The organism is Streptomyces sp. NRRL F-6492 (assembly GCF_001280125.1).
Classification (GTDB): Bacteria; Actinomycetota; Actinomycetes; order Streptomycetales; family Streptomycetaceae; genus Streptomyces.
Genome location: NZ_LGEG01000278.1, coordinates 1 through 25,416, shown reverse-complemented (window position 1 = coordinate 25,416; position 25,416 = coordinate 1). Strand labels below are relative to the sequence as shown.

Below are 25,416 nucleotides of genomic sequence, written 5' to 3'. Positions count from 1 at the left end.
GTGGAGGGGGGGGGGGGTGGGGGTCGGGACCGCCCCCGCCCCCGCCGCCGCACGGGCGGTGAGCGAGACCGCCGCGGGCGGGGAGGCGGGGGCGGACCTCGCGGCCGGGCGGAGGCCCGGGCCGGTGGGCGTACGGACCGGGCCGCGGTTCCCGCCGGAACCACGGCACCGGCCCGTACGGATCGGGGGGTACCGGTCGTGGAACCGGTACCGGCCGTACGTCAGCGCCGGTCGTGTACCGGTGCCGGTCTCGCGTCGACGCCCGTCGCACCTCGGTACCGGCCGTGGAGCGGTACCGGCCGTGGAGCGGTGCCGGTCGTGGACCTGTACCGGCCGTGGAGCGGTGCCGGCCGTGGAGCGGTGCCGGCCGTGGACCGGTGCCGGTCGTACCTCGGTGCCGGTCGTGTCTCAGTACGCTCCGCCGAGGGATTTCTTGGCGTTGGCCGGGTCGTAGGAGCGGTCCGAGATGATGACGTCCTCGGGGATGCCCTCGCCGGCGTAGAACTTCTGCGCGGTGGCGAAGGCCAGCGGGCCGAAGCGCGGGTTGGACTCGATGACGGCGTTCAACTCGCCGTTGGCCAGGGCCTGGACGGCGTTGCGGGTGCCGTCGATGGACACGATCTTGACGTCCTTGCCCGGGGTCTTGCCCGCCGCCTTGAGGGCGGTGACGGCGCCGAGGGCCATCTCGTCGTTCTCGGCGTAGACCGCCGTGATGTCGGGCTTCGACTGGATCAGCTGCTCCATGACCTGCTGGCCCTTGTCGCGGGCGAACTCGCCGGTCTGCTGGGCGACGATCTCCAGGCCGGGGGCCGTGGCCTTCACCTGGTCGACGAAGCCCTTGGTGCGGTCGGTGGTGACGCTGTTGCCGGAGGAGCCGAGCAGGATCGCGACCTTGCCCCTGCCGCCGGTCGCCTTGGCCATCGCGTCGGCGGCCCGCTTGCCCTGCTCGACGAAGTCCGAGCCGAGGAAGGCAAGATAGTCCTTGCAGGCCGTGGCGTTGATCTTGCGGTCGATGGTGAGGACGGGGACCTTCTTGGCGGCGGCGGCCTGGAGGGCGGGCTCCAGGCCGTCGGAGTTGAGCGGGGCCACGATGAGGAACTGGGCGCCCTGGGCGAGCATGTCCTGGATGTCGCTGATCTGCTTGGACAGCTGGGACTGCGCGTTCGTGGTGAGGAGCTTCTTGACGCCGACCTTGGCGGCCTCGTCCTTGATGGACTGCGTCTCGGCGATGCGGAAGGGGTTGGCCTCCTTCTCCGACTGGGAGAAGCCGACGATCGCGTTCTTGAGGTCGAGCTTCGGAGCGCCGTAGGAGGTGAGGGCGCAGCCCTCTCCGGCGGCGGCGGACGCGGTCGGCGTCCGGACCGTCTGGGCGCCCTGGCCGCTGTCGCCGCCCGCGTCGTCCGCGGTCTCCGACTTGGCGCAGCCGGAGAGGGCGAGCGCGGCGGAGGCGACGACGGCGCAGGCGACGGAGAGCGTGCGGGTTCTCTTCGGAAGGGTCGGCGAAAGGGTCATCGGGAGGACACTCCTTGGCGGGGGACAGCACCGCCGAGTGGCGTGCGGTCGCGCGGGGCGGGAAGAGGAGCCGATCTGCCGCGATGGGCCGGCAGACCTTCGGTGCGCAGCCTCGATCCCCTCGGATCGAGGCCCTGAACTGGAGGGGCCAAGGCGCGGAGCAACCGTTCGACTGGTCGGCGGCCCCGGCTTTACAACGTTATAACCGCGCCCCGGCGGACGCGGCAAGAGGCCGGGGCGACGTTTCCGGAATGCGTCTCCGGCGCGAAGCGGCCGTAACCGCCCACGGGGTGACGGACCGTCGCCACCGTCCCCGCAGGAGGTCTGGACAGCCTCCGAACCGCGTGCTGTCATTCCGCTGCACACGATTTTCCAACGTTGGAATGACGGTCGTCCCCGCCGCCGGCGCCTCCCGTGCCGGTGCGCGGACGGGCCGTACGCCGTCGTCCCCGGCCTGCCGACGCGACCGCGCGGCGACCGCCGGACCACCCGTGCCCCCGAGGCGGACACGCGGCCCCACCGGAGTGCCGCCGGCGTCACGCCTCCCCGGGTCCGGCTCCGATTCCCCTCTCCACGAGGAAAGATTCGATGACACGACGAAACACCCGATCCCGAACCGGAACGTGGGCGCTGCTCACCGCGGCGGCCCTGGTGCTGTCCGCGGGCGTCCCGCTCGCCACCGCCTCGGCCGCGCGGCCGGCCGGGCCCTCCCCCGCGTCCGCCGCCTCCCCCGCCCAGGGCGCCGCCCGGGACGCCGCCGTCGAAGTGCACGGCCTGAAGGGCGAGTACTTCAGCATGTCGGCGCCCGGCGCCCGGGACTTCGCCGAGCTCGGCGGCACGTCCCTCGACCCGCAGATCGACTTCTCCGGCCTGACCGGCACGTTCCAGTCGCTCACCGGCCGGTCCGAGCACACCACCGCCCGCTGGACCGGCCGGATCGAGGCCCCGGTCACCGGCGACTACACCTTCCACGGCATCGGGGACAACGGCTTCCGGCTGTTCGTCGACGGCGCGCCGGTCATCGACCACTGGGTGCCCGACTGGGACCGGGAGCAGACCAGCGCGCCCGTCCACCTCGAGGCCGGCGAGAAGCACGACTTCCGTCTGGAGATGTTCCAGGACGTCGGCGGCGCGAACATGTTCCTGCGCTGGTCGACGCCCACGACGGCCAGGCAGCTCGTGCCGGAGTCCGCGTTCACCCCGCCCGACGACTTCGAGGTCTACCCGGTGGAGCCGACCGTCCCGGCGAACGGGCGCCAACTGCGGCTGCGGTTCGACCACCGGGTCGGCGGCCTGGAGAAGGCGGCCGAGCACCTCACCGTCGAGGCCGACACCACCCCGATGCCGATCAGGAAGGTCCGCGTCGCCCCGGGCGACCGGAACAGCGTCCTCGTCGACCTCGCGGAGCCGATCCAGAAGGGCCAGCGCGTACGGGTCGACTACGACGGCCTCGGCGGCCTGAGGAACGGGGACGAGACCGTGCCCCGGATCCTGCGCTCGGCGTCCAACGCCTCCACCCACCGGCTCACCACCGAGTGGGGCGACAGGCTGGACGAGAAGAACCCGCTGCCGGAGTACCCGCGCCCGCAGCAGGTGCGGAGCAAGTGGAAGAACCTCAACGGCCCCTGGCAGTTCGCCGGCGCGGGGGCCGGGGAGACGCCGGTCTTCGGGAAGGACCTCGACGAGAGGATCACCGTCCCGTTCCCGGTCGAGTCGCAGCTCTCCGGGATCGAGCGGCACGAGGACCACATGGTCTACCGGCGCCTCGTGGACGTGCCGAAGGGCTGGAAGGTCGGCAGGGCCGGCAAGGGCGACCGGCTGGTGCTCCACTTCGGCGCCGTCGACTACCGGGCCCGCGTCTGGGTCAACGGCAAGCGGGTCGCCGAGCACACCGGCGGCTACACCGCCTTCAGCGCCGACGTCACCGACGCCCTCGACCCGAAGGGGCCGCAGGAGATCGTCGTCGCGGTCACCGACACCGGCGGCCCGAACCAGCCGACCGGCAAGCAGTCCACCCGCCCCGGCGGCATCTTCTACACCCAGTCCTCGGGCATCTGGCAGACGGTGTGGATGGAACCCGTCGCCCCCGTGTCCATCGACGACGTCGTCACGACCCCGGACATCGACACCGGGACCCTGGCCGTGAAGGTCGAGTCGGCCCGCGCCTCGGCCGGCGCCCGCGTGGAGGCCGTGGCCCGGGACGCCCGGGGCCGGGTCGTCGGCCGGATCACCGGCGCCGCCGGCGAGGAGCTGCGCCTGCCGGTGGCGGACCAGCACCTGTGGAGCCCGGACGACCCGTACCTCTACGACCTCGAAGTGCGGCTGACCGACGGCAGGTCCACCGACCGGATCGACAGCTACTTCGGCATGCGGAAGATCGCGATCGAGAAGGTCGGCGGCTTCCCGAAGCTGGTGCTCAACGGCAAGCCGGTCTTCTCCCTCGCCACCCTCGACCAGGGCTTCTGGCCGGACGGCCTCCACACCCCGCCCAGCGACAAGGCGCTCGCCTTCGACCTGGAGGCCCACAAGAAGCTCGGCTTCAACGCCGTGCGCAAGCACATCAAGGTGGAGTCGCCGCGCTGGTTCTACCACGCCGACCGGCTCGGACTGCTCGTCTGGCAGGACTTCGTCTCCGGCGACCTCACCGACGACACCGGCCGCAAGGCCTTCGTCGACCAGGGCCGCGAGATGATGCGCCAGCACCACGACTCCCCGTCCGTCATCGGCTGGATCGTCTTCAACGAGGGCTGGGGCGAGTGGAACCGGGAGGAGACCGGCCGGATCGCCGAGGCCGTGAAGGCGGCCGACCCGTCCCGGGTCGTCAACGCCCACAGCGGGGTCAACTGCTGCAACTCCAAGGGCGATTCCGGCAAGGGCGACATCCTCGACCACCACGACTACAACAACACCGACGCCCCCTACCCGGACCACCGGGCCGCGATGGACGGCGAGCACGGCGGCTTCACCCTGCGCACCCCCGGCCACATGTGGCCCGGCGCCCCGACCGTGATCTACAGCGGCGTCGCCGACAAGGAGGCGCTGACCCGCACGTACGTCGAGAACACCGAGAAGTTCTACCTGGAGGCCGCCGGCGCCGAGCTGTCCGGCTCCGTCTACACCCAGATCTCCGACCTGGAGAACGAGCTCAACGGCCTCTACACGTACGACCGCCGGGAGATCAAGGTCGACCCGGTGCGGGTCCGCGCGATCAACCGCGAGGTGATCGCGGCGGGCGCGGCCGCCGGGCAGCGCGCGCCCCTCAAGGGCGGTGCCTCCTGGTCCCTGGACGAGGGCACGGGCACGACCGCGCGGGACTCCGGGCCCCAGAACCGGCCGCTGACCCTCGGCGCGGGCGCGACGTGGGCCCCGGGCGCCGGCGGCGGCGCGCTGAAGTTCGACGGGAAGGGCGGCTTCGCCCAGACCGACGGGCCGGTCGTCGACACCACCGCGAGCTACACCGTGTCCGCGTGGGCCACGCTCGACGCGCTGCCGGGCAACTACGCGACCGTGGTCAGCCAGGACGGACGGCGCCGGGAGAACCCCTTCTACCTCCAGTACGGACAGGGCGCCTTCGCCTTCAGCACCCCGGGCGGCAACCGCGCCCGGTACGCGACGACGCCCGAACTCGGCCGCTGGTACCACCTGGTGGGCGTGCGGGACACCGCGAGGAACGAGATCCGGCTGTACGTGGACGGCGTCCTCGCGGCGACGGCGACGCCCGGCCCGGCGGACGTGAGCACCGGACCGCTCGCGGTCGGGCGGGCCCGGTGGGGCGGTGGGAACGTCGACTTCTGGAACGGCTCGGTCGACCAGGTGCGGGTCTTCGACAAGGCGCTCTCCTCCGGGGAGGTGAGCGCGCTGCACACGGCCGAGAAGCCTTAGCCGGCACGGGGGAAGGCGGGTCCTTCCGGGCGGCAGCGCCCGGAAGGACCCGCCGGTGTCCGTCAGGGCGCCCAGGGCGCTTCGAGCGTCCAGCCGCTGTCGGCCGTGAGCGTCTGCGGCCGGTCGAAGCCGCCGCTCCCGGCGCCCGAGGCGATGTACACCGCGGACTCGAAGTGGCGCAGGTACGCGCCGGGGACGTTCAGCGACTCGAAGGTGACGCCGGTCCCGCCGACGCCCGGCCGGGCGCAGAAGGTGGCGTCCTGCCGGAAGAGCGCGGAGCCGTCGTCGGGCGCGGTGCGCACCCGGCTCTCGGCGTGCCGCAGGAACCGGCCGGGGTAGTTCACCGCCTCGAACGAGTAGCAGGACGAGTCGGCGAGGCCGCGCCGCACGGTGAACGTGGCGTCCTGCTTCAGCAGGGTCGCGCTGCCCCCGTTGACGACCTCGGTCCGGGCCAGGCTGTCGGCGTGGCGCAGGTAGCGGTCGGTGTGGCCCCAGGTGGTGACGCGCAGCGAGCGCCGCACGTCGGTGGGGAGGAGGACGGAGCTGCGCCAGAGCGCGGGCTCGCCCGTGTTCCAGGTGGCGTCCGCCGCGAAGGAGGAGGCCGAGTCCCAGGGGTTGGGTCCGCCGCCGCGGGCCAGGTACACGTTGTCGGCGTAGTGCCGCAGGTACGCGCCGGGGAAGTTCAGCGACTCGTACGAGGTGCCGCCGGCCGCGAGCCCGGTGCGGGCGCACCAGGTGGCGTCCGCCGCGAACGACCCGCCCGTGTCGGCGTCGACGCGCACGCGGTTGGCCGAGTGGCGCAGGTAGCGGCCGGGGAGGTTCACCGACTCGAAGGAGTGGCAGCGCGGGTCGGCGAGTCCGGCGACGGTGCGGAAGGAGGCGTCCTGGCGGGCCCCGTCGGCGGAGGCGCCGGTCAGCGCGTCGGTGCGGGCGAGGGAGCCGGCGTGCCGCAGGTAGCGGTCGGTGAAGCCGGGCGTGGTGACCCGGAAGGAGCGCACGTGGCCGAGGGTGTGGCCCGGTGTCGCGTTGAGGTTGCGGGAGGCGGCGATCAGCGAGCCGTGGGCGGCGCGCAGGGCGGCGGTGTCGACCTTCTGGATCCGCCGGTCGTAGGTGAGCAGGCCGTTGTACTCGCCCTCGACGTCGGTGATCTCGGTGTAGACGTGGGCGGAGACGCCCTTGGTGGTCATGAGCGCCTGCACGTCGCGGACCATGCCGGTGTACCGGTCGTTGAGCTGGGCGGCGCTGGAGACCTGCTCGTAGGCGAAGAACTGCCCGTTGGGGCTGTACTCGTGGCCGGGCGTGCGCAGTCCGATGCCGCCGAACTCGCCGAGGACGGAGATCCGGGTGGCCGAGGGGCGGGGGGCGTCGGGACCGGTGTAGACGTGCCAGTCCATGATGTCGCCGTTGCCCGGATCCCCCTTGGAGGCACAGCAGTTGTAGCCGCTGTGGGAGTTCATCAGCCGGCCGGGGTCGTAGTTCTCCAGGTCGGTGGTGACCCGTCGGGTGTCGTCGAGGTTCCACTCGCCCCAGCCCTCGTTGAACGGGACGTAGGCGACGACGGCCGGGGAGAACCGGTGCTCGTCGACGATCTCGCGGGCCTCGGTCTCGAACTGGGCGATCTGCGCCGGGGTGCGGTTGGCGTCGAAGGCGGGCGTGGAGGGGATGTCCTGCCACACCAGGAGTCCGAGCCGGTCGGCGTGGTGGTACCAGCGGGCGGGCTCGACCTTGATGTGCTTGCGCACCATGTTGAAGCCCAGGTCCTTGTGCTTCTGCAGGTCGGAGGCGAGGGCGGCGTCGGTGGGCGCGGTGTAGAGGCCGTCGGGCCAGAAGCCCTGGTCGAGGGTGCCGATCTGGAAGACGAACTCGCCGTTCAGGGTGGGGCGCATGACCCCGTTGACGAGCTTCTTGCCGATCTCGCGCATGCCGAAGTAGCTGGTGACGGTGTCGACGCCGGCGCCCGAGGCGCCCAGGAGGGTGACCCTGAGGTCGTACAGGAAGGGGTCGTCGGGGGACCAGCGGCGGGCGTTCGGCACCGGTACGGAGAACTCGGTGAAGCCGCCGGTGGCGGTGCCGACCACCTGGGCGCCGTTCAGGGCCTCGGCGCGGACGGTGTGGCCGCCGACGTCGCCACGGGTGAAGACCCTGACCCGCGCGGTGTTGGTGGCGAGGTCGGGCCTGATGTCGACCGAGTAGATCGACGAGACGGGGGTGGGCTCCAGCCAGACGGTCTGCCAGATGCCGGAGGTGGGCGTGTAGAAGATGCCGCCGGGGTTGTTCACCTGCTTGCCGACCGGCTGCTTCTCGCCGCGTCCGTCGGTGGGGTCGTAGACGCGGACGACCAGTTCGTTGGAGCCGGCGCGCAGCTGCGGGGTGATGTCGACCTCGAAGCGGTCGTAGCCGCCCTTGTGGCCGGTGACGCGGGTGCCGTTGACCCAGACGGTGGCTTCGTGGTCGACGGCGCCGAAGTGGAGTTGTACGCGGCGGCCCGACCAGTTCTGGGGGACGGTGAAGGAGCGCTTGTAGAACATCAGGTCGCGGTTGTCGTTGCGCATGATGCCGGAGAGCGCGGACTCCACCGGGTACGGGACGAGGATGCGTTCGGGCAGGGTCTGGCCGAGCGGCGGGGCCGCGTTGCGGTCGACGTTGCCGGCGCTGTCGGCGGGCGGGTTGAGGAACTCCCACTCTCCGTTCAGGGACTGCCAGTCGGGCCGCGTCATCTGGGGACGCGGGTACTCCGGCAGGGGGTTGGTGGTGGACACCTGAGAGGTCCACGGGGTGGTCAGGGGCGGCGTCTTGGGGACGACGGCGGCGGAGGCTGCGGTGGTTCCGGTGAAGAGCAGGCCTCCGGCCATCGTCAGCAGGGCCGCCAGGCAGGCGACGACGCGTCGCATCGGGCTCCTCCTGGGCAGGACGGCGCCCGGATTCCGGCACGCGTCGGGGCCGTCCGGCCGGTCGGCGTGCGGGAGTCCGTGCGGAGTTGACGAGCGGCTCGGACGGGGGCCCGTCCGGCGGGATCTGGAGCCGGACGGATCCGCGGGGCGGAGCGCCCCGGTCCTCGGCGGCGGACGAGGTGGGGAGGAACCTAACAGGAAACAGTTCTCACCGGAATCACCCAGGAACCGAAAAGAAACAAACAATTCCTCTCGCCCTGCCCTACGGCGTGCGCGCTCCCATGTTGACATGCCCACCTCCAGTCGAGATGCTGCGGACGCGGGATTACATCGATGTAAACCATGTCGGCCGGCCTCACCGGGAGCCACCATGAAACGTGCACGACGTCCCTCCGGGGCGGTCGCCCTGGCCCTCTCCCTGCTCTTCGCCCTGGTCGCGGCCCTGCCCGGGGCCGCCCCCGCCGAGGCGGGACAGACCTCGCTGCGGGCCGCCGACCCGAGCGTCCTGCGGGTCGGCGGCACCTACATCGCGGTGCAGTCGACCGGCAACGGCATCGACGTGCGCCAGGCCTCGTCGACCGCCGGGCTCGCCACCGCGCCGGCCCGCCGGATCTGGACCGACGTCCGGAACCTCGGCGAGGTGTGGGCCCCGGAGATCGTCCGCGACGGCGGGCGCTACCACGTCTACTTCACGGCCGGCCGGGGCGCCGCCCACCGGATGTACGCGATCAGCTCCGCGAGCCCCGACGGCGGGTACACGGCGGAGACGAAGCTCGCCCTGCCCGACGACAAGTGGGCCATCGACGGCACCCTGTTCACCTTCGGCGGGCAGCGCTGGTTCGTGTGGTCCGGCTGGGCCGGGGACACGAACGTCGAGCAGAACCTCTACATCGCCCGGATGAGCACCCCGACCACCCCGACCGGGGCGCGGTACGTCATCTCGCAGCCGCGCGAGCCCTGGGAGCGGGTCGTCGGCAACCCGTACGTCAACGAGTCCCCCGAGGCGATCAAGGACCCGAACGGGCAGCTGCACGTCGTGTACTCCGCCAACGGCAGCTGGAGCGACCGGTACTGCCTGGCCGACCTGCGGCTGCGGGCCGGCGGCGACCCGACGTACGTGTGGGACTGGTACAAGTCGAACGGCTGCCTCTTCGGCTCCCACCGCGACGCCATGACGACCGGCTGGGACCCGACGCTGCGCGTCGACGGACCCGGCCACCACAGCTTCGTCCTGCTCGACGGCGACATCGCCACGAGCCCGCCGGCCGGCCCGACGTTCCCGCTGATGTTCCACGCGGTGCCGAAGGGGACGCCGTACTCCTGGGAGAACCGTTACTGGTACACCGGCGGCTTCTGCTGGTGGGGCGACACCACGTACCGGCGGGCCGGTGTCCCCGGCGCGCAGACGAACACCGGCTGGAGCCTGAAGTTCTTCGAGTAGACCGTCCGCCCCGCCCCTTTTCTCCTCGCCGATCGCCCCGGTCCGCATCCGCGAGCCCCGCCCGGAGCGAATCACGGGCAGCATCCACGGACCGGACGGACCGGTCCGGGCGAGGAGGCCGCCATGCGCGTCGGCGGAAAGCGCGTCCTGGTCGTGGGGGCGACCGGCACCGTCGGAGGGCTCGCCGCGGGGCGGCTCGCGGAGCTGGGGGCGTCGACGGCGCTGGCCGGCCGCGACCGGGCCCGGCTCGCCGGAAGGGCCGCGGACCTGGGCGGACGCCCGTACCACTCCTTCGAGGCGTACGACCTGGGCGCCTGCGGGGCGCTCGCCCCCTGGGCCGCCGAAGCCCTCGGCGGGCTCGACGCCGTCGTGGTCGCCCTGGGGGTGGCGGGCTTCGGCGCCGCCCGGGACATGCCCGAGGCCGCCGCCGAGCACCTCGTGGCGGTGAACGCGCTGGCCCCCATGGCGATCGTCCGGGGAGCCCTGCGCGTGCTGCCGCCGGGCGGCGCCGTGTCCGTCGTGACCGGGGCGATCGTCGACCGCCCGGTGTCCGGCGCCGCCGACTACGCGGCCGCCAAGTCCGCGCTCGCCGCGTGGCTCGGCGTCGTGGCCCGCGAGTCCCGCCGCGCCGGGGTCTCCGTCCTGGACGTGCGCATGCCCCATCTGGACAACGGCTTCGCCGGCCGCGCCGTGGTCGGCACTCCCCCGCCCCTGCCCGAGGGGGCCGCCGCGGCCGGGGCGGTGGAGTCGCACCTCGTCGCGCCACTCCTGGCACGCCTCGGGAACGAAACGACGGAAGGCGCGAGGACATGACGGAAAACCGGTCCTCCGCAGACGGCCCCCAGAGGCCCGTCGGCCCGCGCCCGGTCTGGCGCGAGGCGCCCGACGGCGGCCGTACGACGCCCCGGCACTGCGCCCATCTGGACGCCCCGGAAGGCCCCGGGACCCTTTCGGGGGCCGTGTGCGCGCCGTGCGCGGCACGGGGACTCGCGTGGCGGCGGCTGCGGTGGTGCGCGACCTGCGGATACGTGGGGTGCTGCGACAGCTCCCCCGGCGCGCACGCCCACGCCCACCACCTCGCGACCGGCCATCCGGTGGCGGTGTCCCTCGCCCCGGACGAGGACTGGGCCTGGTGCTTCGCGGACGAGCTGTTCCTGGTGCGGGCGGAGGGCCCCTGAGGGCACGCCTCCGGGGGGGCTCAGCGAAGGCGCGCGGCGACCGCCGCCGGGAGCCGCTCGGCGGTCGCGTCCGCGAGCCGCTCGAACTCCCCGCGCAGGAAGGGCGCGGCGAGGCGCGCCAGGCCCTTGAAGCGCAGGGAGGCCCGGTAGGTGACCCGGGTGACCGCGTCCGAGAGGGCGTCGAAGACCATGTCGTCGGTGGCGGTGACGGTCCCGTTCTCCCCGACGAAGACCAGCCGGGCGCGCCGGCGCGTGGCCAGCCGGTAGAGCAGCTCGGTCTCCCGCCCGCGGAAGCGGGAGGTGTTCCGCCAGGTCGCCCCGGTCTCCACGGGCCCGTCGCCGAGCCGGACGCACCGGACCGTCCCCGGATCCCACTCGACGGTGCGCGCGAAGTCCTCCAGATAGGCGACCACGTCGTCGAGGGGTGCGGCCACGACCATGGTCCGCTGCACGTTGATCACCGCGCTGTCCTCCTGCTTTCCGTCCCGGCGGGCTCCGTGCGCTCCGCCGGCACCCGTTCTTCCTTCCGGGATCGGGACGCCGGCGGATGCACCCTGCACGGGCCCGGGGGATCCGCGTGGGGACGGCGCGGGCCGGGCCCGGTTCAGCCCACGCCGGTCAGCGTGGCGTAGACGACCGTGTTGGCCCGGTAGCCGGTGTCGCCCGACCAGTCCCCGCCGCAGGTGATCAGCCGCAGCTCCGGGCGGCCGGAACCGCCGTAGACCTTCTCGTCGGGGAAGCGGTCCTTGGCGTGCTCCTCCACCGCGTCGACCGTGAAGAGGGCCGTGCGGCCGTCCGCGCGCTCGACCGCGATCCCTGCGCCCCGCGTCAGGGCGCCGAGCCGGTGGAAGACGGCGGGCCCCGACGGGGTGTCCAGATGGCCCGTCACGACGGCCGTCCCCGGCGCGCCGGGCGGGGTCCCCCGGGCGTACCAGCCGGCGAAGGCCGGGAGGTCCGGGGGAGGCGGCTCCAGCCTCCCCTCCCCGTCCAGTTCGAGGCGCATCAGACGGGCGTCGACCCCGATGGAGGGGATCCGGACCCGCACCGGATCCGACGCGGGAAGCGGTTCGGGGACGGCTTCGGGGCGGTCCGGGGCGCCCCGTACGGCGGTCCGCGCGTCCTGCGGCCGGGCCTGCGCGGTGGGCGGCGGGACGTCGTGACCGCCCATCGCGTCGGCGAGCAGCAGCGAACCGGCGAGCGCGGCCCAGGCGAGCACCTTGAACGACGGGACGTACCGCGGCCGCGGGCCGCCGGGCCGCGTCAGGCCCGGGTCCCCGCGCCCGTGGCGCGCCCGCGCACGGTGAGCGCCCCGCCCGCGACGGCCGCGCCCGCGAGGAGCCAGCCGAGGCCGAACTCGCTCTCCTTGCCCGCGGTCCCGCCGAAGCCGGCGTCGACGGCGCCCTTCGGGCGGCCGGAGACCCGGTACGTGGCGGTCAGCTTCTTGCGCGGCGGGCACTTGAGCGTCACGGTGTCCGTGCCGGAGGAGGCGTCCTTCGGCAGCCGGAACTCGCCCGTCAGGACGCCCTTCCGGTCGCCCGGGAGGAGGTGGAACTTCCCGCCCGCGACGGACTCGCCCTTGCCGTAGGTCTCCTTGCCGCAGGCGGTCGTGCTGACGGTGACGGTGTCGCCGGGGGACGCCGTCCCCGGGGTGACGCGGACGTCCCCGGCCGCCGGGCCGGCGGCTTCGCCCTCGGCGGCCAGGGCGGTGGAGGCGGGCAGGACCAGGGCGCCGACGATCAGGGCGGCGGTGGCACCGGTACGGGCGAGACGCATGTTTTTCTCCTCCGGGGGAGCGGTTCCCGCCCGGCTCGTCCGCGCGGCTCCTGTGCTGTGCTCCGAGCACGAGGGAAAGACGCGCGGTTGATCATCGCAACGCGAGCGGCGCCCGGGGATGTCGCCCGGTCGGGCTCTCGACCGCCGGATCCGGCGCCGTCGCCGCAGGTCACGGCGGTGGGCCCGCGGCGGCGAGAGCGCTCCTGCCCGGGAGGCGAACGGGTGAGGCCTGACGCGAGATCAGGTGATGCCCCGTCCGGTGCGGGTGCCTCCGGCGGAGGACGACGGGGCCGGGGCGGTGGTACGGGACGGGGTGCGGGGGCGGGCTCGGTGCGGCATGCGGATCGGGGACGGCGCGGGGCCCGGATCAGAGGTCTGCGCGGCGTGCGGATCGGGGCCCGGATCACGGGTCGGGGTGGGGTGCGGATCGGGGCCCGGATCACCGGTCGGGGCGGGGTGCGGGCGGCGTTCGGGGGACGGGCCGCACGGCCGGGTGATCAGCGGTGGCGGGCCGGTGGGCCCGCTCATAGCTTCGCCCTATGACCAGACGACAGATCGCCTTCGTGGCATGCGCCGTGGCCGTCGCGACGACGGGCCTGGGCGCCGCCCCGCCGTCCGCCCTCGACGCCTCCTCCTCGTCCGCCTCCCGGAAGGTGCACCGGGTGAAGCCCGGCGAATCGATCCAGAAGGCCGTGGACGCGGCGCGGCCGGGGGACAGCATCGTCCTCTCCCCCGGCACCTACCGCGAGAGCGTCACCATCACCACGCCGGACCTGACCCTGCGGGGCTCGACCGTCTTCCCCACCGTCCTCGTGCCCGGCAAGGCCGCTTCCGGCGCGTGTGCCGAGGCCGGCCACGGCATCTGTGTGACCGGCACCGCCCAGCGCCCCGTCGAGGGCGTCACCGTGCGCTCCCTGACGCTCAGGAACTTCGCCCGCAACGGCCTGTGGGCGTCCCGCACCGACCGGCTGACGGTCCGGGGGGTGACCGCCGAGAAGAACGGCAACTGGGGCATCGCCCAGGAGCGTTCGGTGCGCTCCGTGCTCAGCGGCAACACCGCCCGGGACAACGGCGACGCCGGCCTCTTCGTGTCCAACACCACCGACACGGAGGCGGGGGCCGTCGACGCGAAGGGCACGGTGATCAGCCACAACCGCCTGTCCGGCAACCGGATCGGCCTCACCGTGCGGCGGCTGCGGAACGTGACCGTCGACCGCAACGAGGCGACCGGCAACTGCGCCGCGGTGTTCGTGGTGGGCGACGAGTCCACCCCGCGCGCCGGGGCGATGAGCCTGCGCCGCAACCACATCCACGCCAACAACAAGTACTGCCCCAAGACCCCCCGCCTGCCCTTCCTCCAGGGCTCGGGGATCGTCCTCACCGGCGCCGAGGAGACCCTGGTCGCCGACAACAGGATCGAGGACAACAGGGGCACCTCGCCGCTGTCGGGCGGCATCGTGCTGTTCAAGAGCTTCGTGGGCGCCCTCAACGAGCGCAACGAGATCCGCGACAACGTCGTGCTCCGCAACGGCACCGCCGACCTGGCCAACCGGGACACCGGCAAGGGCAACACCTTCCGCGGCAACACCTGCGGGGTCTCCGAGCCCGCGGGCATGTGCTGACCCCGCTCCTCCTCCCCCGCTCCCCCCACTCCCCCTCCCCACGGCACGACAGAGAAGGCAAGGCGACAGATGACGACCGTTGACCCGGTGAGGACCGTCGACCCCGCTCCCCCGCCGCCCATGCGGCTGAGGGAGCTCGTTTTCGGAGCGGCGTGCGCCGCCGCCGTACGGGCCGCCGCGCGGCTCGGCGTGGCGGACGCCCTCCAGGACACGCCCGCGAGCGTGGAGGACCTGGCGGCGGCGGTGCAGGTCCAGCCGCGGACGCTGCGCCGGCTGCTGCGCGCCCTGGCCTGCCAGGGGATCTTCGCGGAGCGGCCCGACGGCACCTTCGCGCACACGGAGATGTCCCGGCTGCTGCGCGAGGACGACCCGCACAGCCTGCGGTACATCGCGCTGTGGTGCACCGAGCCGTGGACGTGGGAGGTCTGGCCCAGGCTCGACGAGGCGGTGCGCTCCGGCGGCAGCGTCTTCGAGGACGTGTACGGCAGGGAGTTCTTCCCGTACCTCAACGAGGACGCCCCCGAGTCCGCTTACGTGTTCAACCGGGCCATGACCACGTCGAGCCGGCAGTCCGCGCAGGACGTGGCCGACCTGCTCGACCTGTCGGACGCGGCGTCGGTCGCGGACATCGGCGGCGGCCAGGGGCACGTCCTGGCGAGCCTCCTGGAGCGGCACCCCGCCCTGGAGGGCACGCTCCTCGACCTGCCGGGCGTGGTGGGGAACGCCGACCCGCGGCTGCGGGCGGGCGGCGCGCTCGCCTCCCGGGCCCGGGTCGTGGCCGGGGACTGCCGCGAGGACATCCCGGTCGAGGCCGACGTGTACGTCCTCAAGAACATCCTGGAGTGGGACGACGACAGCACCCGCAGGGCGCTGGCCAACGTCCGGAGGGCGGCCCGGCCGGGCGCCCGGGTCGTCGTGATCGAGAACCTGGTGGACGACACGCCCTCGATGCGGTTCACGACGGCGATGGACCTGCTGCTGCTCCTCAACGTCGGCGGTGCCAAGCACACGCGGGAGAGCATGCTGGAGCGGCTGACGGACGCGGGGCTGGTCGTCGGCGAGGTCCGCCCGGTGAACGCGTACCTCCACGCCTTCGAGTGCACCGTCCCCGCCTGACCGGGGACCTCCCCCGTGGCGGGGGAAAATCCGAGGCCGCCGGCTCCGCTTCTCGCGGGGCCGGCGGCCTTCGGGTTTCCCGTGCCTCACGTCCGGTCAGGAGGCGGGTTCCCGCTCCCAGCGGTAGAAGCACCGCGCCATGGCGTCCTGGGGGCTGCGCCAGGTCTCCGGGTGGTAGGCGCTGACGTACGTCGACAGGCGCTCGCTGACGTTCCGGAACTCGGGGTGTCCGGTCAGCTTCGCGATGGCGGGCGCCGGGTCCCGCTCGGACTCGATGAGGTGCAGGTAGACGTCGTCGCCGAACTGGAAGAGGCTGCGGCGGGAGACGCCCACCAGATGGGGCAGTTCGCCGCCGTCCGAGGCGGCGAACACGTCGGCGATCGCCGGCGCCGAACCGGGCGCCATGCGGGCGACGATCAGGGCGTGGTGCATCGGGCGTCCTTCCTGGGACGGCTCAGTCGGAGAGGACCGGGGCGGGCCGGCGTTCGCGGGCGGCCTGCTCGATGCGGTCCCGGATGAGGGCCAGCTGCGTGCGGGAGTTGCGGTTGATGTTGTCGGTCATCCAGTCGTCGTCGACCGGGGCGTCCGGCTTCATCGCGAAGTCCTGCACCCAGCGCATGTGGACGCCGGCCGGGGTCTCCTCGTACTCCCACCGGATGTCCATGTGGGCGAAGGGGCCGGTCTCGACGCGGCGGGCGGTGACGGTCCGCCGCGCGCGGTCGGGGGTGCGCTCCGAGACCCAGCTCCAGACCTTCCCGGACTCGTCCGGGTGCATGGTCAGGCGGAAGGTCGTGGTGTCGCCCTCGCGGGAGAGCACCTCGACGGAGGCGTACTCGCTGAAGAGGGAGGGCCAGTTCTCGAGGTCGTTGGTGATGTTCCAGACGAGGTCGAGGGGGGCGTCGACGGTGATGCTGTTGTCGGTGTGTCCAGACACGTCAGACTCCGGTGGTGAGGGTGCTGTTGACGAGGCCGAGGAAGTCGGCCGGGGTCTTGCTGCGCTCCGCGTCGGGCGGGAGCGCCACGCCGTAGCGGTTCTCCAGCTCGCCGACGATGCCCAGCAGGCCGAGCGAGTCGACGCCGAGGGCGCTGAAGGGGACGTCCGAGGCGTTGCGGAGGTCCTCGGGGGCGACGGTGACGCCCGCCGACTGCTTGACCAGGGCGGCCAGCTCTTCGAAGGTCAGTTCGGTGATGCTCATGTCTGCTCTCCTTCTCCCGCCCGGGTCTACCGGGCGGTCTCGTCGCCGCGGCGCACTACCAGCGCGGCGTTGGATCCCATGAGGCCCCTGCTGAGGACGAGGGCCGTCCGCAGGTCGGCGGGGCGGGCGCGGGACACCACCAGATCGATGTCGTGGCAGATGTCGAACACGTTCGGGGTGGGGGGCACCAGGCCGTGTTCCATCGCGAGGACCGCGGCCGCGACGTCCAGGACGGGGGCCCCGCAGTAGGCGCGGCCGATCCCGGTCTTGGGCGCCGTGACGGGCACCCGGGCGGCGTGCGCGCCGAGGGCGTCGGCGATCGCCAGCGCCTCGGCGCGGTCCGCCTCGGGCACGCCCAGGGCGTCGGCGAACACGACGTCGACCTCCTCCGGGGCGCAGCCGGCCTCGTCGAGGGCGACCCGGATCGCGCGGGCGAGTCCCTCCCGGGACTCGGCCCAGCGGGAGGCGCCGCTGAAGGTGGCGCCGTGGCCGGCGACGACGGCCCGGACGGCCGTCCCCCGGGCGCGGGCGCGGCCCTCGTCCTCCACGACGAGCACGGCGCCGCCCTCCGCCGGTACGAAGCCGGAGGCCCCGGCGGTGAAGGGGCGGTAGGCCCGGTCGGGTTCCTCGACGGTGCTGAGCTCGGGGTAGCCGAGCTGGCACACCATCGAGTACGGGGCGAGGGGTGCCTCGGCGGCGCCGACGACCATCGTGCCCGTCCCGCGCCGTACGGCCCTGGCGGCGTGGGCGAGGGCGTCCAGGCCGCCCGCCTCGTCGCTGGCGACCACGCCGCACGGTCCCTTGAAGCCGCTCCGGATGGAGATCTGGCCGGTGCTGGCGGCGTAGAACCAGGCGATGGACTGGTACGGGCCGACGAACTTGGAGCCCTGGCCCCACAGCTTCTGCAGCTCGCGCTGGCCGAACTCGCCGCCGCCGGACCCGGCGGCGGTGACCACCCCGATGGAGAAGGGGTCCTCCTGGGCGTCCCGGCCGAGGCCGGCGTCGTCGAGGGCGAGCGAGGCAGCCGCCATGGCGTAGTGGCTGAACCGGTCGGTCTGGACGAGGAAGCGGTCCTCGATGAGGGTCGAGGCGTCGAAGGACCGGACCTCGCCCGCCACCTTGAGGGGCAGGTGCTCGCACCCCTCGCGGGTGATCCGGTCCAGGACGCCGATGCCCTCCTGGACGGACTTCCAGTACGTGTCGGCGCTCAGTCCGTTGGGGGCGATCACCCCGATGCCGGTGACGACGGCGCGCCCGGGCTGCTCCGTGCTCATCGTGTCCTCCCTGCCGGCTCCGTCAGGAGCACGGCGGACTGGAAGCCGCCGAAGCCGCTGCCGACGGAGAGCACGTTCCTGAGCTTCCGGGGGCGGGCGGTGCGCGGCACGTAGTCCAGGTCGCACTCGGGGTCGGGGACCTCGTAGTTCGCCGTCGGGGGCACCACCTGGTGCCGGAGGGCGAGGACGCAGGCGGCGACCTCTATGGCGCCGATGGCCCCGAGCGAATGTCCCACCATGGACTTGATGGAGCTCATGGGGGTCTCGTAGGCGTGGGCGCCCAGGGAGCGCTTGACGGCGGCGGTCTCGTGGCGGTCGTTCTGCCGGGTGCCCGAGCCGTGCGCGTTGACGTAGTCGATCAGCGTGGGGTCGAGCCTGGCCTGGTCGAGGGTGCTGTCGATGGCCCGGGACATCTCCAGGCCCTCCCCGGTGAGACCGGTCATGTGGTAGGCGTTGCCGTAGGTGGCGTAGCCGCCGATCTCGCAGTAGATGTGCGCGCCGCGCGCCCGGGCGTGCTCGTACTCCTCCAGGACGAGGACCGCGGCGCCCTCGCCCATGACGAAGCCGTTGCGGCGGTCGTCGAAGGGCTTGGAGGCGTGCGCGGGGTCGTCGTTGTCGGGCGAGGTCGCCTTGATGGCGTCGAAGCAGGCCATGGTGATCGGTGAGATCGGCGAGTCCGACGCCCCGGCGATGCAGACGTCCGCCCGGCCCTCCTGGATGGTGTGGAAGGCGTAGCCGACGGCGTCGAGGCCGGAGGTGCAGCCGGTGGAGACCGTCTGCACCGGGCCGCGGGCGCCGAAGCGCTCGGCGACGAACGAGGCGAGCGTGCTCGGCGAGAACGCCAGGTGGAGCTTCGGGTCGGCGGCGCGGTGGTCCACGTCCCACCGCTGTCCGCCCGCGCTGACCAGGACGTAGTCCTTTTCGAGCCGGGTGGTGCCGCCGACGGCGCTGCCCAGGGAGACCCCGACGCGCCACGGGTCCTCCGCGGCGGTGTCGAGCCCGGAGTCGCGGACGGCTTCGCCGGCGGCGACCGCGGCGAACTGGACGTACCGGTCGGCGTGCAGGCTCAGCTCGGCGTCGAGGCCGTGCGCCAGCGGGTCGAAGTCGCACTCGGCGGCGATGCGCGAACGCAGGCCGGCCGGGTCGAACAGGGTGATGCCGCGGGTCGCGGTACGGCCTTCGGCGAGGAGGTCCCAGAACGCCGCCGCTCCGGTGCCGCCGGGGGCGACCACGCCGATCCCGGTGACGGCCACTCGCCGGTTCACTCGATGGCCCCGGCGCGTTCGGGCACCTGGCCGGGGCCGCCCACGGTGAGCTGCGGCCCGGCGGCGGCGAGCTCGGCCTCGTCGGTCACCTCGGTGTCGACGTGGCCGAGGCTCGGCCGGGGGGCGAGCGGGCCCAGGTGGAAGACCATGCGGGCCTCCCGGTCGCCGACGTTGCGGAAGCGGTGCCGCACGCCGATGGGGACCAGGAGCCCCTGGTCGGGCCGGAGGGCGTGGGTCTCGCCGTCCAGGTCCACTTCGAGGGCGCCGGAGACGACGTACACGAACTCCTCGGAGTAGGGGTGGTAGTGCTCGCCGATGCGTTCGCCGGGCTGGACGATGGCCAGGCCCATGAAGCCGCTGGTGGAGCCCACGGCGGCCGGTGTGAGCATGGCCCGCAGGTCACCCCCTCGCCTGCGGTTGGGCTCTGTCTCTTCCAGGCTCACGATGAGGGGCTGCTGGTGGGGCATGGTGGGTACCTCCGGGTGGGGCGGTGGCGTCCGGGCGGGGGCCGCGGCCGTCGGTCAGGAGTCCGCCGAGGTGCGGTCGGTGACGGGCAGCATGTCGGCGTGCGACAGGAGCCGGTTGATGTTGCGGTCCGTCGTCAGGGAGCCCTCGACGCCGATCGCGGCGCCGTCGAGGAGGGCTTCGAGCTCCGCGGCCTTCCCGGTGCCCTTGAGGCCGAGGGAGGCGACGGGGTCGAGGTCGAGGTCGCCGGTGATGTCGACGAGGCGCACCACGATGTCGTCGCGGTGGAAGACGGTGCTGCCGTACACCGGGCCGTCCGGGTCTTCCGCCGCGACCGCGTCCTGGTGGGCGAGCAGCCGGGCCAGGTCCATCCCGCGGCCCTCCTTCGCCGGGTAGTACAGCGCGTGGCGCCGCAGGCCGGCCGGGGCGGGCCGGTCGGCCACCACGTGGTGCACGGCGGGCAGCGCCGCCCGGGTGAAGAAGACGCGCGCCGACTCGGGGTCGGTCAGGTCCCGGTCCTGCTCCAGGTACGGGTTGAGGGCCTCCTCGACCGCGCGCACCTCGGGCTGGCGGGCGACGTGGCGCAGGGCCGCGAGGAGGTCGCCCTCGACCTCCACCGCCCGCACGACGCGGTTGCCGTGCATGAAGAGGGAGGTGCGGCGCAGCCGGGTGTTCTCGTCGACCTGGGCGCGGGGCGAGTCGTAGCCGGCGAGGATCTCCGCCACCTTCGACTCCGAGCCCGGCTTGACGGTGAAGGTGAGGGCGTGGCGCGCCACCCCGTCGCCCTCGCGGGCCGCGACCGGGAGGCCCGCCTGCGCCGTGTCCTCGGCGAGCGGCCGGCCGCCGCCGGTCTCCCGCAGGACGCTGTAGCGCATCGACCGGGTGTCCCGGACGCAGCTGTGCATCGGCTTGACGACCTCGACGTGGTCCTCGCTGTTCACCCAGGCGAGGAAGGGCGGGGCGCTCTCCCACTCGCTGGTGATGAGCCACTGCGAGGGGTTCTCGATGGACTGGCAGAGCTGGTCGCTGATGTGTCCGGGGACGGCGGCGACCTGCTTGCGCATCAGCTCGTACGCTTCGAGGAACTGCTGCTGGGCCCCTTCGTACAGGTCGAGCAGCAGGATCACGCGCAGCCTGGAGCCGTCGAACGCCGATTGCGAGACACGTGCCGAAACGGTCATCCGGCGCACCTCATTCTTTCTTCGGGAGCTTCTTCGGGAGTTTCCTCCGGGGCTTCTCCGGGACCTGCTCCGGGGAAGCCGGGAGGGGACCGCCGTGCCGAGGGGGCAGGGGCCGTCATGTGCCGATCGTCGACGTGCCTTCGCGCATCGCGCGAGTTCCACGGGGCGGATGAGTGAACCGCGCGTCATTCGGGTGCCCCGGACGCGCGAAGCGGTTTCCGGAGGGCATGGATCTCCATCCCACCCCCGACTCGCGTCACAGGTGACGCTGGAGGCACTCGATGAACCGATTCGAAGGGTCCGGCGAGGTCGTCCACCGCACGTCCGTCCTCATTGTCGGCGGCTCTCTGGTCGGACTGTCCGCCTCGCTCTTCCTCGGACGCCTCGGCGTGCCGCACGTGCTCGTCGAGCGCCACGCCGGCACCTCGATCCATCCGCGCGGGCGCGGCAACAACGTGCGCACGATGGAACTGTTCCGGGGTGCCGGGGTGCGGCCGCGCATCCGGGACGCCGCGTCGGTCCTGACCGGCAACAACGGCATCCTTCAGGCACCGAGCCTGGTCGGCGACGCCGGCGAGTGGCTGTTCAGGGAGATCGACCCCGGCGGCGGCCTCGCCCGCTTCAGCCCCGCCGAATGGTGCCTGTGCAGCCAGAACGACCTGGAGCCCGTCCTGCGGGAGAGCGCCCTGGAACTGGGCGGGGACCTGCGGTACGCGACGGAGCTGATGTCCTTCGAGCAGGACGCCGAAGGGGTGACCGCCCGGGTCAAGAGCCGCGAGACGGGCGAGCACACCACGATCCGCGCGGACTACCTCGTCGCGGCGGACGGCCCGCGCAGCCCCGTGCGCGAACGGCTCGGCATCGGGCAGAACGGCCCCGGCGACCTGTTCCACAACGTGAGCGTCACCTTCACCTCCCGGGGCCTCGCGGACGTCGTCGGCGACCGGCGCTTCATCGTCTGCTACCTGACGGACCCGGAGGCCGACGGGGCCCTCCTGCCGGTCGACAACCGGGAGCGCTGGGTGTTCCACGCGCCCTGGCACCCCGAGCGCGGCGAGACCCTGGAGGAGTTCACCGACGAGCGGTGCCGGGAGCAGATCCGCCGGGCCGTGGGCGTGCCGGACCTCGACGTGGAGATCACCGGCCGGGCCCCCTGGCACGCCGCCGAGCGGACGGCCGAGCGGTACGCGGACGGGCGGGTGTTCCTGGCCGGCGACTCGGCCCACGAGATGCCGCCCACCGGGGCGTTCGGCTCCAACACCGGCATCCAGGACGCCCACAACCTCGCCTGGAAGCTGTCCGCCGTCCTGGGCGGCTGGGCCGGACCCGGCCTGCTCGCGTCCTACGACGCGGAGCGCCGCCCGGTCGCGGAGGCGACCAGCGCCCGCGCCTCGTCCCGTTCGGTCGAGCACAGCCACCCGGGGTACGCCCCCGATCCCGGCGTCGGCCCGGCGGGCAGGAAGGGCGGCATCCTCAACGTGGTCCTGGGCTACCGCTACCCGCGGGGCGCGGTCCTGGGCGCCGACGGGGCGCTGCCGGTCCTGCCCGAAGGGCTGCGCCTCACGGGCGAGCCGGGGACCCGGTCGCCGCACCTGTGGCTGGACCGGTCCGGCGACCGGATCTCCACTCTCGACCTGTACGAGCGGTTCCCGGTGCTGCTGAGCGCGGCGGGCGGCACGGACGCCTGGCACACCGCGGCGGCCCGGGTCGCGGACCGGCTCCCGGTGCCGCTCCGGTCGTACCGGATCGGCGACGGGCCGGACGCCGACCTGGTCCCGGAGCCCGGTGCGGACTGGGCGGAGCTCCACGGCGTCACGGAGGGCGGGGCGGTCCTCGTCCGCCCCGACGGATTCGTCGCGTGGCGCTCCGAGGAGGCCGTGGCGGACCCGGAGGAGGCGCTGCGGGCGGCCCTCACGGCGCTCTTCGACCTGGCGTGACCCGAAGCCTCCTTCCCGCCCGGGGACTCCGGGCGGGAAGGAGGCTTCGTCGTCGGCGGGGCGGGGACTCCCCCGCCCGCGCCGTCCGCGCGGAGACCGTCAGAAGCGGTCCTGCCGGCCCGGGAGGCCCGGAAGGCCCGGCAGACCCGGGGCGGCCGACGGCGGGAGCCGCAGGTCGTCGAGCTTCTGGCGCGCCGGGGTCCGGCAGGTCAGGTCCTTGAGCGGCAGCCTGCCCGTCACCAGGTAGGCGGTGGTGAACTTGTCGGCACAGGACTTGGAGCCGTAGACGCCGTGGCCCACGCCGTCCAGGACGGTGACCATCCGGGAGCCCTTCATGGCCCGGCGCATCCCCTGCCCGCTGACCAGCGGCGTCTGGGAGTCCCACTCGTTCTGCAGGACGAGCGCGCGGACGGTGTTGTCCACCTTGGTCGCCGGCTCCGCCCCCTGACCCCAGAACGCGCACGGCTTGATGTGGGACGCGAAGTCGCCGTACAGCGGGTACGCGGCCTTGTCGCGGATCGCGTCACGGCGGTACTGCTCCGGGTCGCGCGGCCAGGCGCGGGTGTCGGCGCACACCACGGACCAGAAGCTCGCGTCGCCGTTGTCGGACGGGACGGCGCGGGCGAAGGACGGGCGGGCGGGGGCGGTCGGCAGGGCGCGCCGCGACGGCCGCGCGGCCGGGGCCGGGGCCTTGCCGGCGGCGGCGTCCCTGAGCTGGACGACCGTCTCGGCGGCGTCCGACACGTAGAAGAACATGGCCCGCCAGGAGCGGATGTCGTCGCCGGACAGGAGCATGCCGTCGAGGGCTATGGGCTTGCGGTTCGCTCCGGCGACCAGGTCCCAGAAGGTCGCGCGGACCTCGGCCGGGGTGCTGCCCAGCTTGTACGTGGCGTTCCGCGCGGCGGTCCACTCCGTCCACCGCGTGAACGCCGGCTCCGCGCCCTCCGCCCACACCTGGATCATGCCCCGCCAGATCCGCTCGGGGTCGGCCGCGCTGTCGAGCACGAACCGGTCGGCCCTCGCCGGGAACAACTGCGTGTAGACCGCGCCCAGATACGTGCCGTAGGAGTAGCCGAGGTACGAGATCCGCTTCTCGCCGAGCACGGCGCGGATCACGTCCATGTCCCGCGCGGTGTTGCGGGTGCTGAGGTGGGGCAGTACGGCCCCGTTCTTCTTCCGGCACTTGTCGGCGACGGTCCGCGCCCGGCGGACGTCCTTGTCGAACGTCTCGGCCTTGTAGGGGCGTTCCCAGTTCAGCTCGTCGTCGTTCAGGCCGCAGCCCACCGGGGAGCTCTGGCCGACGCCCCTGGGGTCGAACCCGATCAGGTCGTAGCGCTTCTTCACGGCGTCGGGCAGCTCCGACGCCAGGTACAGGGGCATGTCGAGCCCGGTGCCGCCGGGACCGCCGGGGTTGAGGAGCAGGACGCCGCGCCGGTCCTCGGCGCTGGTCGCCTTCGTCCGGGAGATCGCGACGTCGAGCTTCCCGTTGTCCGGACGGCTGTAGTCGAGCGGCACCTTGATCGTCGCGCATTCGAAGTTCGCCGGGCCCCGGGGGTCGCAGCGCTTCCAGTTCGGCTTCTGCTGCGTGTACTGCTTCAGGGGATCGCCGGCGGCCGCCGCCCGGAACGCCGGGGCGGCCGCGGAGGCGGCGGCGGGCGTGAGGGCGGGCAGGAGCGTCGCGGCGACGCCCATGGCCACGAGGGATGCTGTTCGCCTGTTTCTCACCGTGGGTCAGGTCCTTGCGGGAGGTGGATGAGTCGGTCTCATGCACCCTTGCTCACCAGGATGTTGGGCGAATCCTCCGTCGGGGCGGCATCGCCTCCGACCTCAGGAGTAGCGCACGGCGCGGCGAATGGTTCCCGAGGCGGAGAACGCGACGGGCCGTTTCCCCGTCCGGGCCGCCCGCGCCCTTCGCGGGGCGGGCGGCCCGGGACGTCACGGGCCCCGGGGCGTCACAGGCGCAGGGCCACCGCGGCGTGGTGGCCGTCCGGGACGAGGACGTCGGCGAGGAGCCATCCGGCGGGCGCGGCGGGGACGGGTCCCGCGCCCACGTAGTCGGCCGACGGGTCGGCGCCCAGGCCGACCCCGAGTCCCTTCAGATAGGCCTCCTTCCTGGTCCAGACGCGGGCGAACGCGGCGGGCCGGCGGGCCGGGGCGAGGGCGGCGAGCTCCGCCGACTCCGCCGGGTGGAGCACCTCTCCGGCCTCCGCGACCGTGTGCGGCGGCGGCACCCTCTCGATGTCCACCCCGACCGGCGTGGACGCGAGGGCGATCAGGCTCAGCCCCTCGCAGTGCGAGAGCGAGAAGTGCAGGCGCCCGTCCGGCAGTACGGGGCGGCCGTGCGGCTCGCCGCAGCAGGGGCACGGCGCCCGGGCCACCGACACGGCCCGGGGCGCGATCCCCAACTGGGCGCCGAGCAGACGGCGCAGCCCCGCGTGGGCGCAGAGGTAGGTGGCCCGGTCGCCGGGCCGGCGGAACTCCCCGGCGCGGGTCAGCTCCGTACCGTCCAGGACGAGGGAGGCGTACCGGCCGACGCTCTCCCGGTGCGTCTCGGTGGCCACCAGCCACAGCTGCGGCCGCGCCGGCCGGAGGCCGGGGAGCGCGGGCGGGGCCGCGGTGAGGAGCGGCAGCACGGCGGGGACCAGCGGGCCGCTCGCCGGAGGGGGGACGGACGGCGGAGGGG

Annotated in this window: 20 protein-coding genes and 2 pseudogenes; 7 read left to right on the top strand and 15 right to left on the bottom strand. The window is 73.5% G+C overall.

All coding sequences use genetic code 11. The features are described 5' to 3' along the window. Nucleotides 1–408: 408 nt before the first annotated feature. Nucleotides 409–1,512 (bottom strand): ABC transporter substrate-binding protein, encoded by a 1,104-nt coding sequence (locus ADL08_RS33820; RefSeq protein WP_053649943.1) that lies wholly within the window; start codon nucleotides 1,510–1,512, stop codon nucleotides 409–411. A gap of 588 nt (nucleotides 1,513–2,100) precedes the next feature. On the opposite strand from ADL08_RS33820, the gene ADL08_RS33815 reads away from it, so the two are divergent. Further along, on the top strand, nucleotides 2,101–5,394 hold the full coding sequence (locus tag ADL08_RS33815; protein ID WP_053649941.1) for a glycoside hydrolase family 2: 3,294 nt from the start codon (nucleotides 2,101–2,103) through the stop codon (nucleotides 5,392–5,394). A 62-nt stretch (nucleotides 5,395–5,456) separates the two neighbouring features. Here the strand turns inward: ADL08_RS33815 and ADL08_RS39300 are convergent. After that, nucleotides 5,457–5,891 (bottom strand): annotated as a pseudogene (locus ADL08_RS39300) (AbfB domain-containing protein); the annotation flags it as partial. Between the two features lie 60 nt (nucleotides 5,892–5,951). Next, nucleotides 5,952–8,285: pseudogene (locus ADL08_RS33810) on the bottom strand (AbfB domain-containing protein); the annotation flags it as partial. 370 nt (nucleotides 8,286–8,655) lie between these two features. Here ADL08_RS33810 and ADL08_RS33805 point away from each other — a divergent pair. From ADL08_RS33805 to ADL08_RS39295, 3 genes are all read left to right on the top strand, one after another. After that, the gene (locus ADL08_RS33805) at nucleotides 8,656–9,726 is read left to right on the top strand and encodes a glycoside hydrolase family 43 protein (protein WP_053649937.1); all 1,071 of its coding nucleotides are present in this window, start codon (nucleotides 8,656–8,658) and stop codon (nucleotides 9,724–9,726) included. A gap of 123 nt (nucleotides 9,727–9,849) precedes the next feature. After that, entirely contained in the window at nucleotides 9,850–10,539 is a 690-nt protein-coding gene (locus ADL08_RS33800; protein ID WP_063885405.1) for an SDR family NAD(P)-dependent oxidoreductase, read from the top strand. Then, nucleotides 10,536–10,904 carry a UBP-type zinc finger domain-containing protein gene (locus ADL08_RS39295; protein WP_078968546.1) on the top strand — a complete coding sequence of 123 codons (369 nt, stop codon included), beginning with the start codon at nucleotides 10,536–10,538 and terminating at the stop codon, nucleotides 10,902–10,904. Before ADL08_RS33800 ends, ADL08_RS39295 begins: the two co-directional genes overlap by 4 nt. 20 nt (nucleotides 10,905–10,924) lie before the next feature. Here ADL08_RS39295 and ADL08_RS33790 read toward each other — a convergent pair whose 3' ends face one another. The 3 genes from ADL08_RS33790 to ADL08_RS33780 all read right to left on the bottom strand — a co-directional run bounded on the left by ADL08_RS33790 (nucleotide 10,925) and on the right by ADL08_RS33780 (nucleotide 12,677). Further along, nucleotides 10,925–11,365, bottom strand: coding sequence for an SRPBCC family protein (locus tag ADL08_RS33790; protein ID WP_053649935.1), 441 nt, complete (start codon nucleotides 11,363–11,365; stop codon nucleotides 10,925–10,927). 143 nt (nucleotides 11,366–11,508) lie between these two features. Beyond that, entirely contained in the window at nucleotides 11,509–12,120 is a 612-nt protein-coding gene (locus ADL08_RS33785) for a class F sortase (RefSeq protein ID WP_053649933.1), read from the bottom strand. Nucleotides 12,121–12,164: 44 nt separating this feature from the next. After that, complete coding sequence (locus tag ADL08_RS33780) at nucleotides 12,165–12,677, bottom strand: hypothetical protein (RefSeq protein ID WP_053649931.1); 513 nt, start codon at nucleotides 12,675–12,677, stop codon at nucleotides 12,165–12,167. 539 nt (nucleotides 12,678–13,216) lie between these two features. Here ADL08_RS33780 and ADL08_RS33775 point away from each other — a divergent pair. Together ADL08_RS33775 and ADL08_RS33770 are read left to right on the top strand one after the other, a co-directional pair. Continuing rightward, nucleotides 13,217–14,299: a right-handed parallel beta-helix repeat-containing protein gene (locus ADL08_RS33775; protein WP_053649928.1), complete on the top strand. Its 1,083-nt coding sequence runs from the start codon at nucleotides 13,217–13,219 to the stop codon at nucleotides 14,297–14,299. A gap of 69 nt (nucleotides 14,300–14,368) precedes the next feature. Continuing rightward, nucleotides 14,369–15,415 carry a methyltransferase gene (locus ADL08_RS33770; protein WP_053649926.1) on the top strand — a complete coding sequence of 349 codons (1,047 nt, stop codon included), beginning with the start codon at nucleotides 14,369–14,371 and terminating at the stop codon, nucleotides 15,413–15,415. 96 nt (nucleotides 15,416–15,511) lie between these two features. Here ADL08_RS33770 and ADL08_RS33765 read toward each other — a convergent pair whose 3' ends face one another. From ADL08_RS33765 to ADL08_RS33735, 7 genes are read right to left on the bottom strand one after another with little or no spacing between them, the layout of a single operon-like run. Further along, nucleotides 15,512–15,847 (bottom strand): TcmI family type II polyketide cyclase, encoded by a 336-nt coding sequence (locus tag ADL08_RS33765; RefSeq protein ID WP_053649924.1) that lies wholly within the window; start codon nucleotides 15,845–15,847, stop codon nucleotides 15,512–15,514. Nucleotides 15,848–15,869: 22 nt separating this feature from the next. Beyond that, a complete protein-coding gene (locus ADL08_RS33760; protein ID WP_053649922.1) occupies nucleotides 15,870–16,349 on the bottom strand; it encodes an SRPBCC family protein in 480 nt (159 codons plus the stop codon). Between the two features lies 1 nt (nucleotide 16,350). Continuing rightward, nucleotides 16,351–16,611 (bottom strand): acyl carrier protein, encoded by a 261-nt coding sequence (locus ADL08_RS33755; RefSeq protein ID WP_053649920.1) that lies wholly within the window; start codon nucleotides 16,609–16,611, stop codon nucleotides 16,351–16,353. Between the two features lie 26 nt (nucleotides 16,612–16,637). After that, the gene (locus tag ADL08_RS33750) at nucleotides 16,638–17,885 is read right to left on the bottom strand and encodes a ketosynthase chain-length factor (protein ID WP_053649918.1); all 1,248 of its coding nucleotides are present in this window, start codon (nucleotides 17,883–17,885) and stop codon (nucleotides 16,638–16,640) included. Continuing rightward, complete coding sequence (locus tag ADL08_RS33745) at nucleotides 17,882–19,150, bottom strand: beta-ketoacyl-[acyl-carrier-protein] synthase family protein (protein ID WP_053649916.1); 1,269 nt, start codon at nucleotides 19,148–19,150, stop codon at nucleotides 17,882–17,884. The genes ADL08_RS33750 and ADL08_RS33745 overlap by 4 nt, the downstream gene beginning before the upstream one ends. Then, on the bottom strand, nucleotides 19,147–19,617 hold the full coding sequence (locus tag ADL08_RS33740; protein ID WP_053649915.1) for a cupin domain-containing protein: 471 nt from the start codon (nucleotides 19,615–19,617) through the stop codon (nucleotides 19,147–19,149). Before ADL08_RS33740 ends, ADL08_RS33745 begins: the two co-directional genes overlap by 4 nt. 54 nt (nucleotides 19,618–19,671) lie before the next feature. Continuing rightward, entirely contained in the window at nucleotides 19,672–20,796 is a 1,125-nt protein-coding gene (locus tag ADL08_RS33735) for a TcmI family type II polyketide cyclase (RefSeq protein WP_053649913.1), read from the bottom strand. Nucleotides 20,797–21,077: 281 nt separating this feature from the next. On the opposite strand from ADL08_RS33735, the gene ADL08_RS33730 reads away from it, so the two are divergent. Further along, complete coding sequence (locus ADL08_RS33730) at nucleotides 21,078–22,733, top strand: FAD-dependent oxidoreductase (RefSeq protein WP_053649911.1); 1,656 nt, start codon at nucleotides 21,078–21,080, stop codon at nucleotides 22,731–22,733. A gap of 99 nt (nucleotides 22,734–22,832) precedes the next feature. On the opposite strand, the gene ADL08_RS33725 is transcribed toward ADL08_RS33730, so the two are convergent. After that, nucleotides 22,833–24,458 carry an alpha/beta hydrolase gene (locus tag ADL08_RS33725; protein WP_053649909.1) on the bottom strand — a complete coding sequence of 542 codons (1,626 nt, stop codon included), beginning with the start codon at nucleotides 24,456–24,458 and terminating at the stop codon, nucleotides 22,833–22,835. A gap of 227 nt (nucleotides 24,459–24,685) precedes the next feature. Continuing rightward, nucleotides 24,686–25,416, bottom strand: a 731-nt coding sequence (locus ADL08_RS33720) for a 4'-phosphopantetheinyl transferase family protein (protein ID WP_053649907.1), incomplete at its 5' end; no start/stop codon positions are given.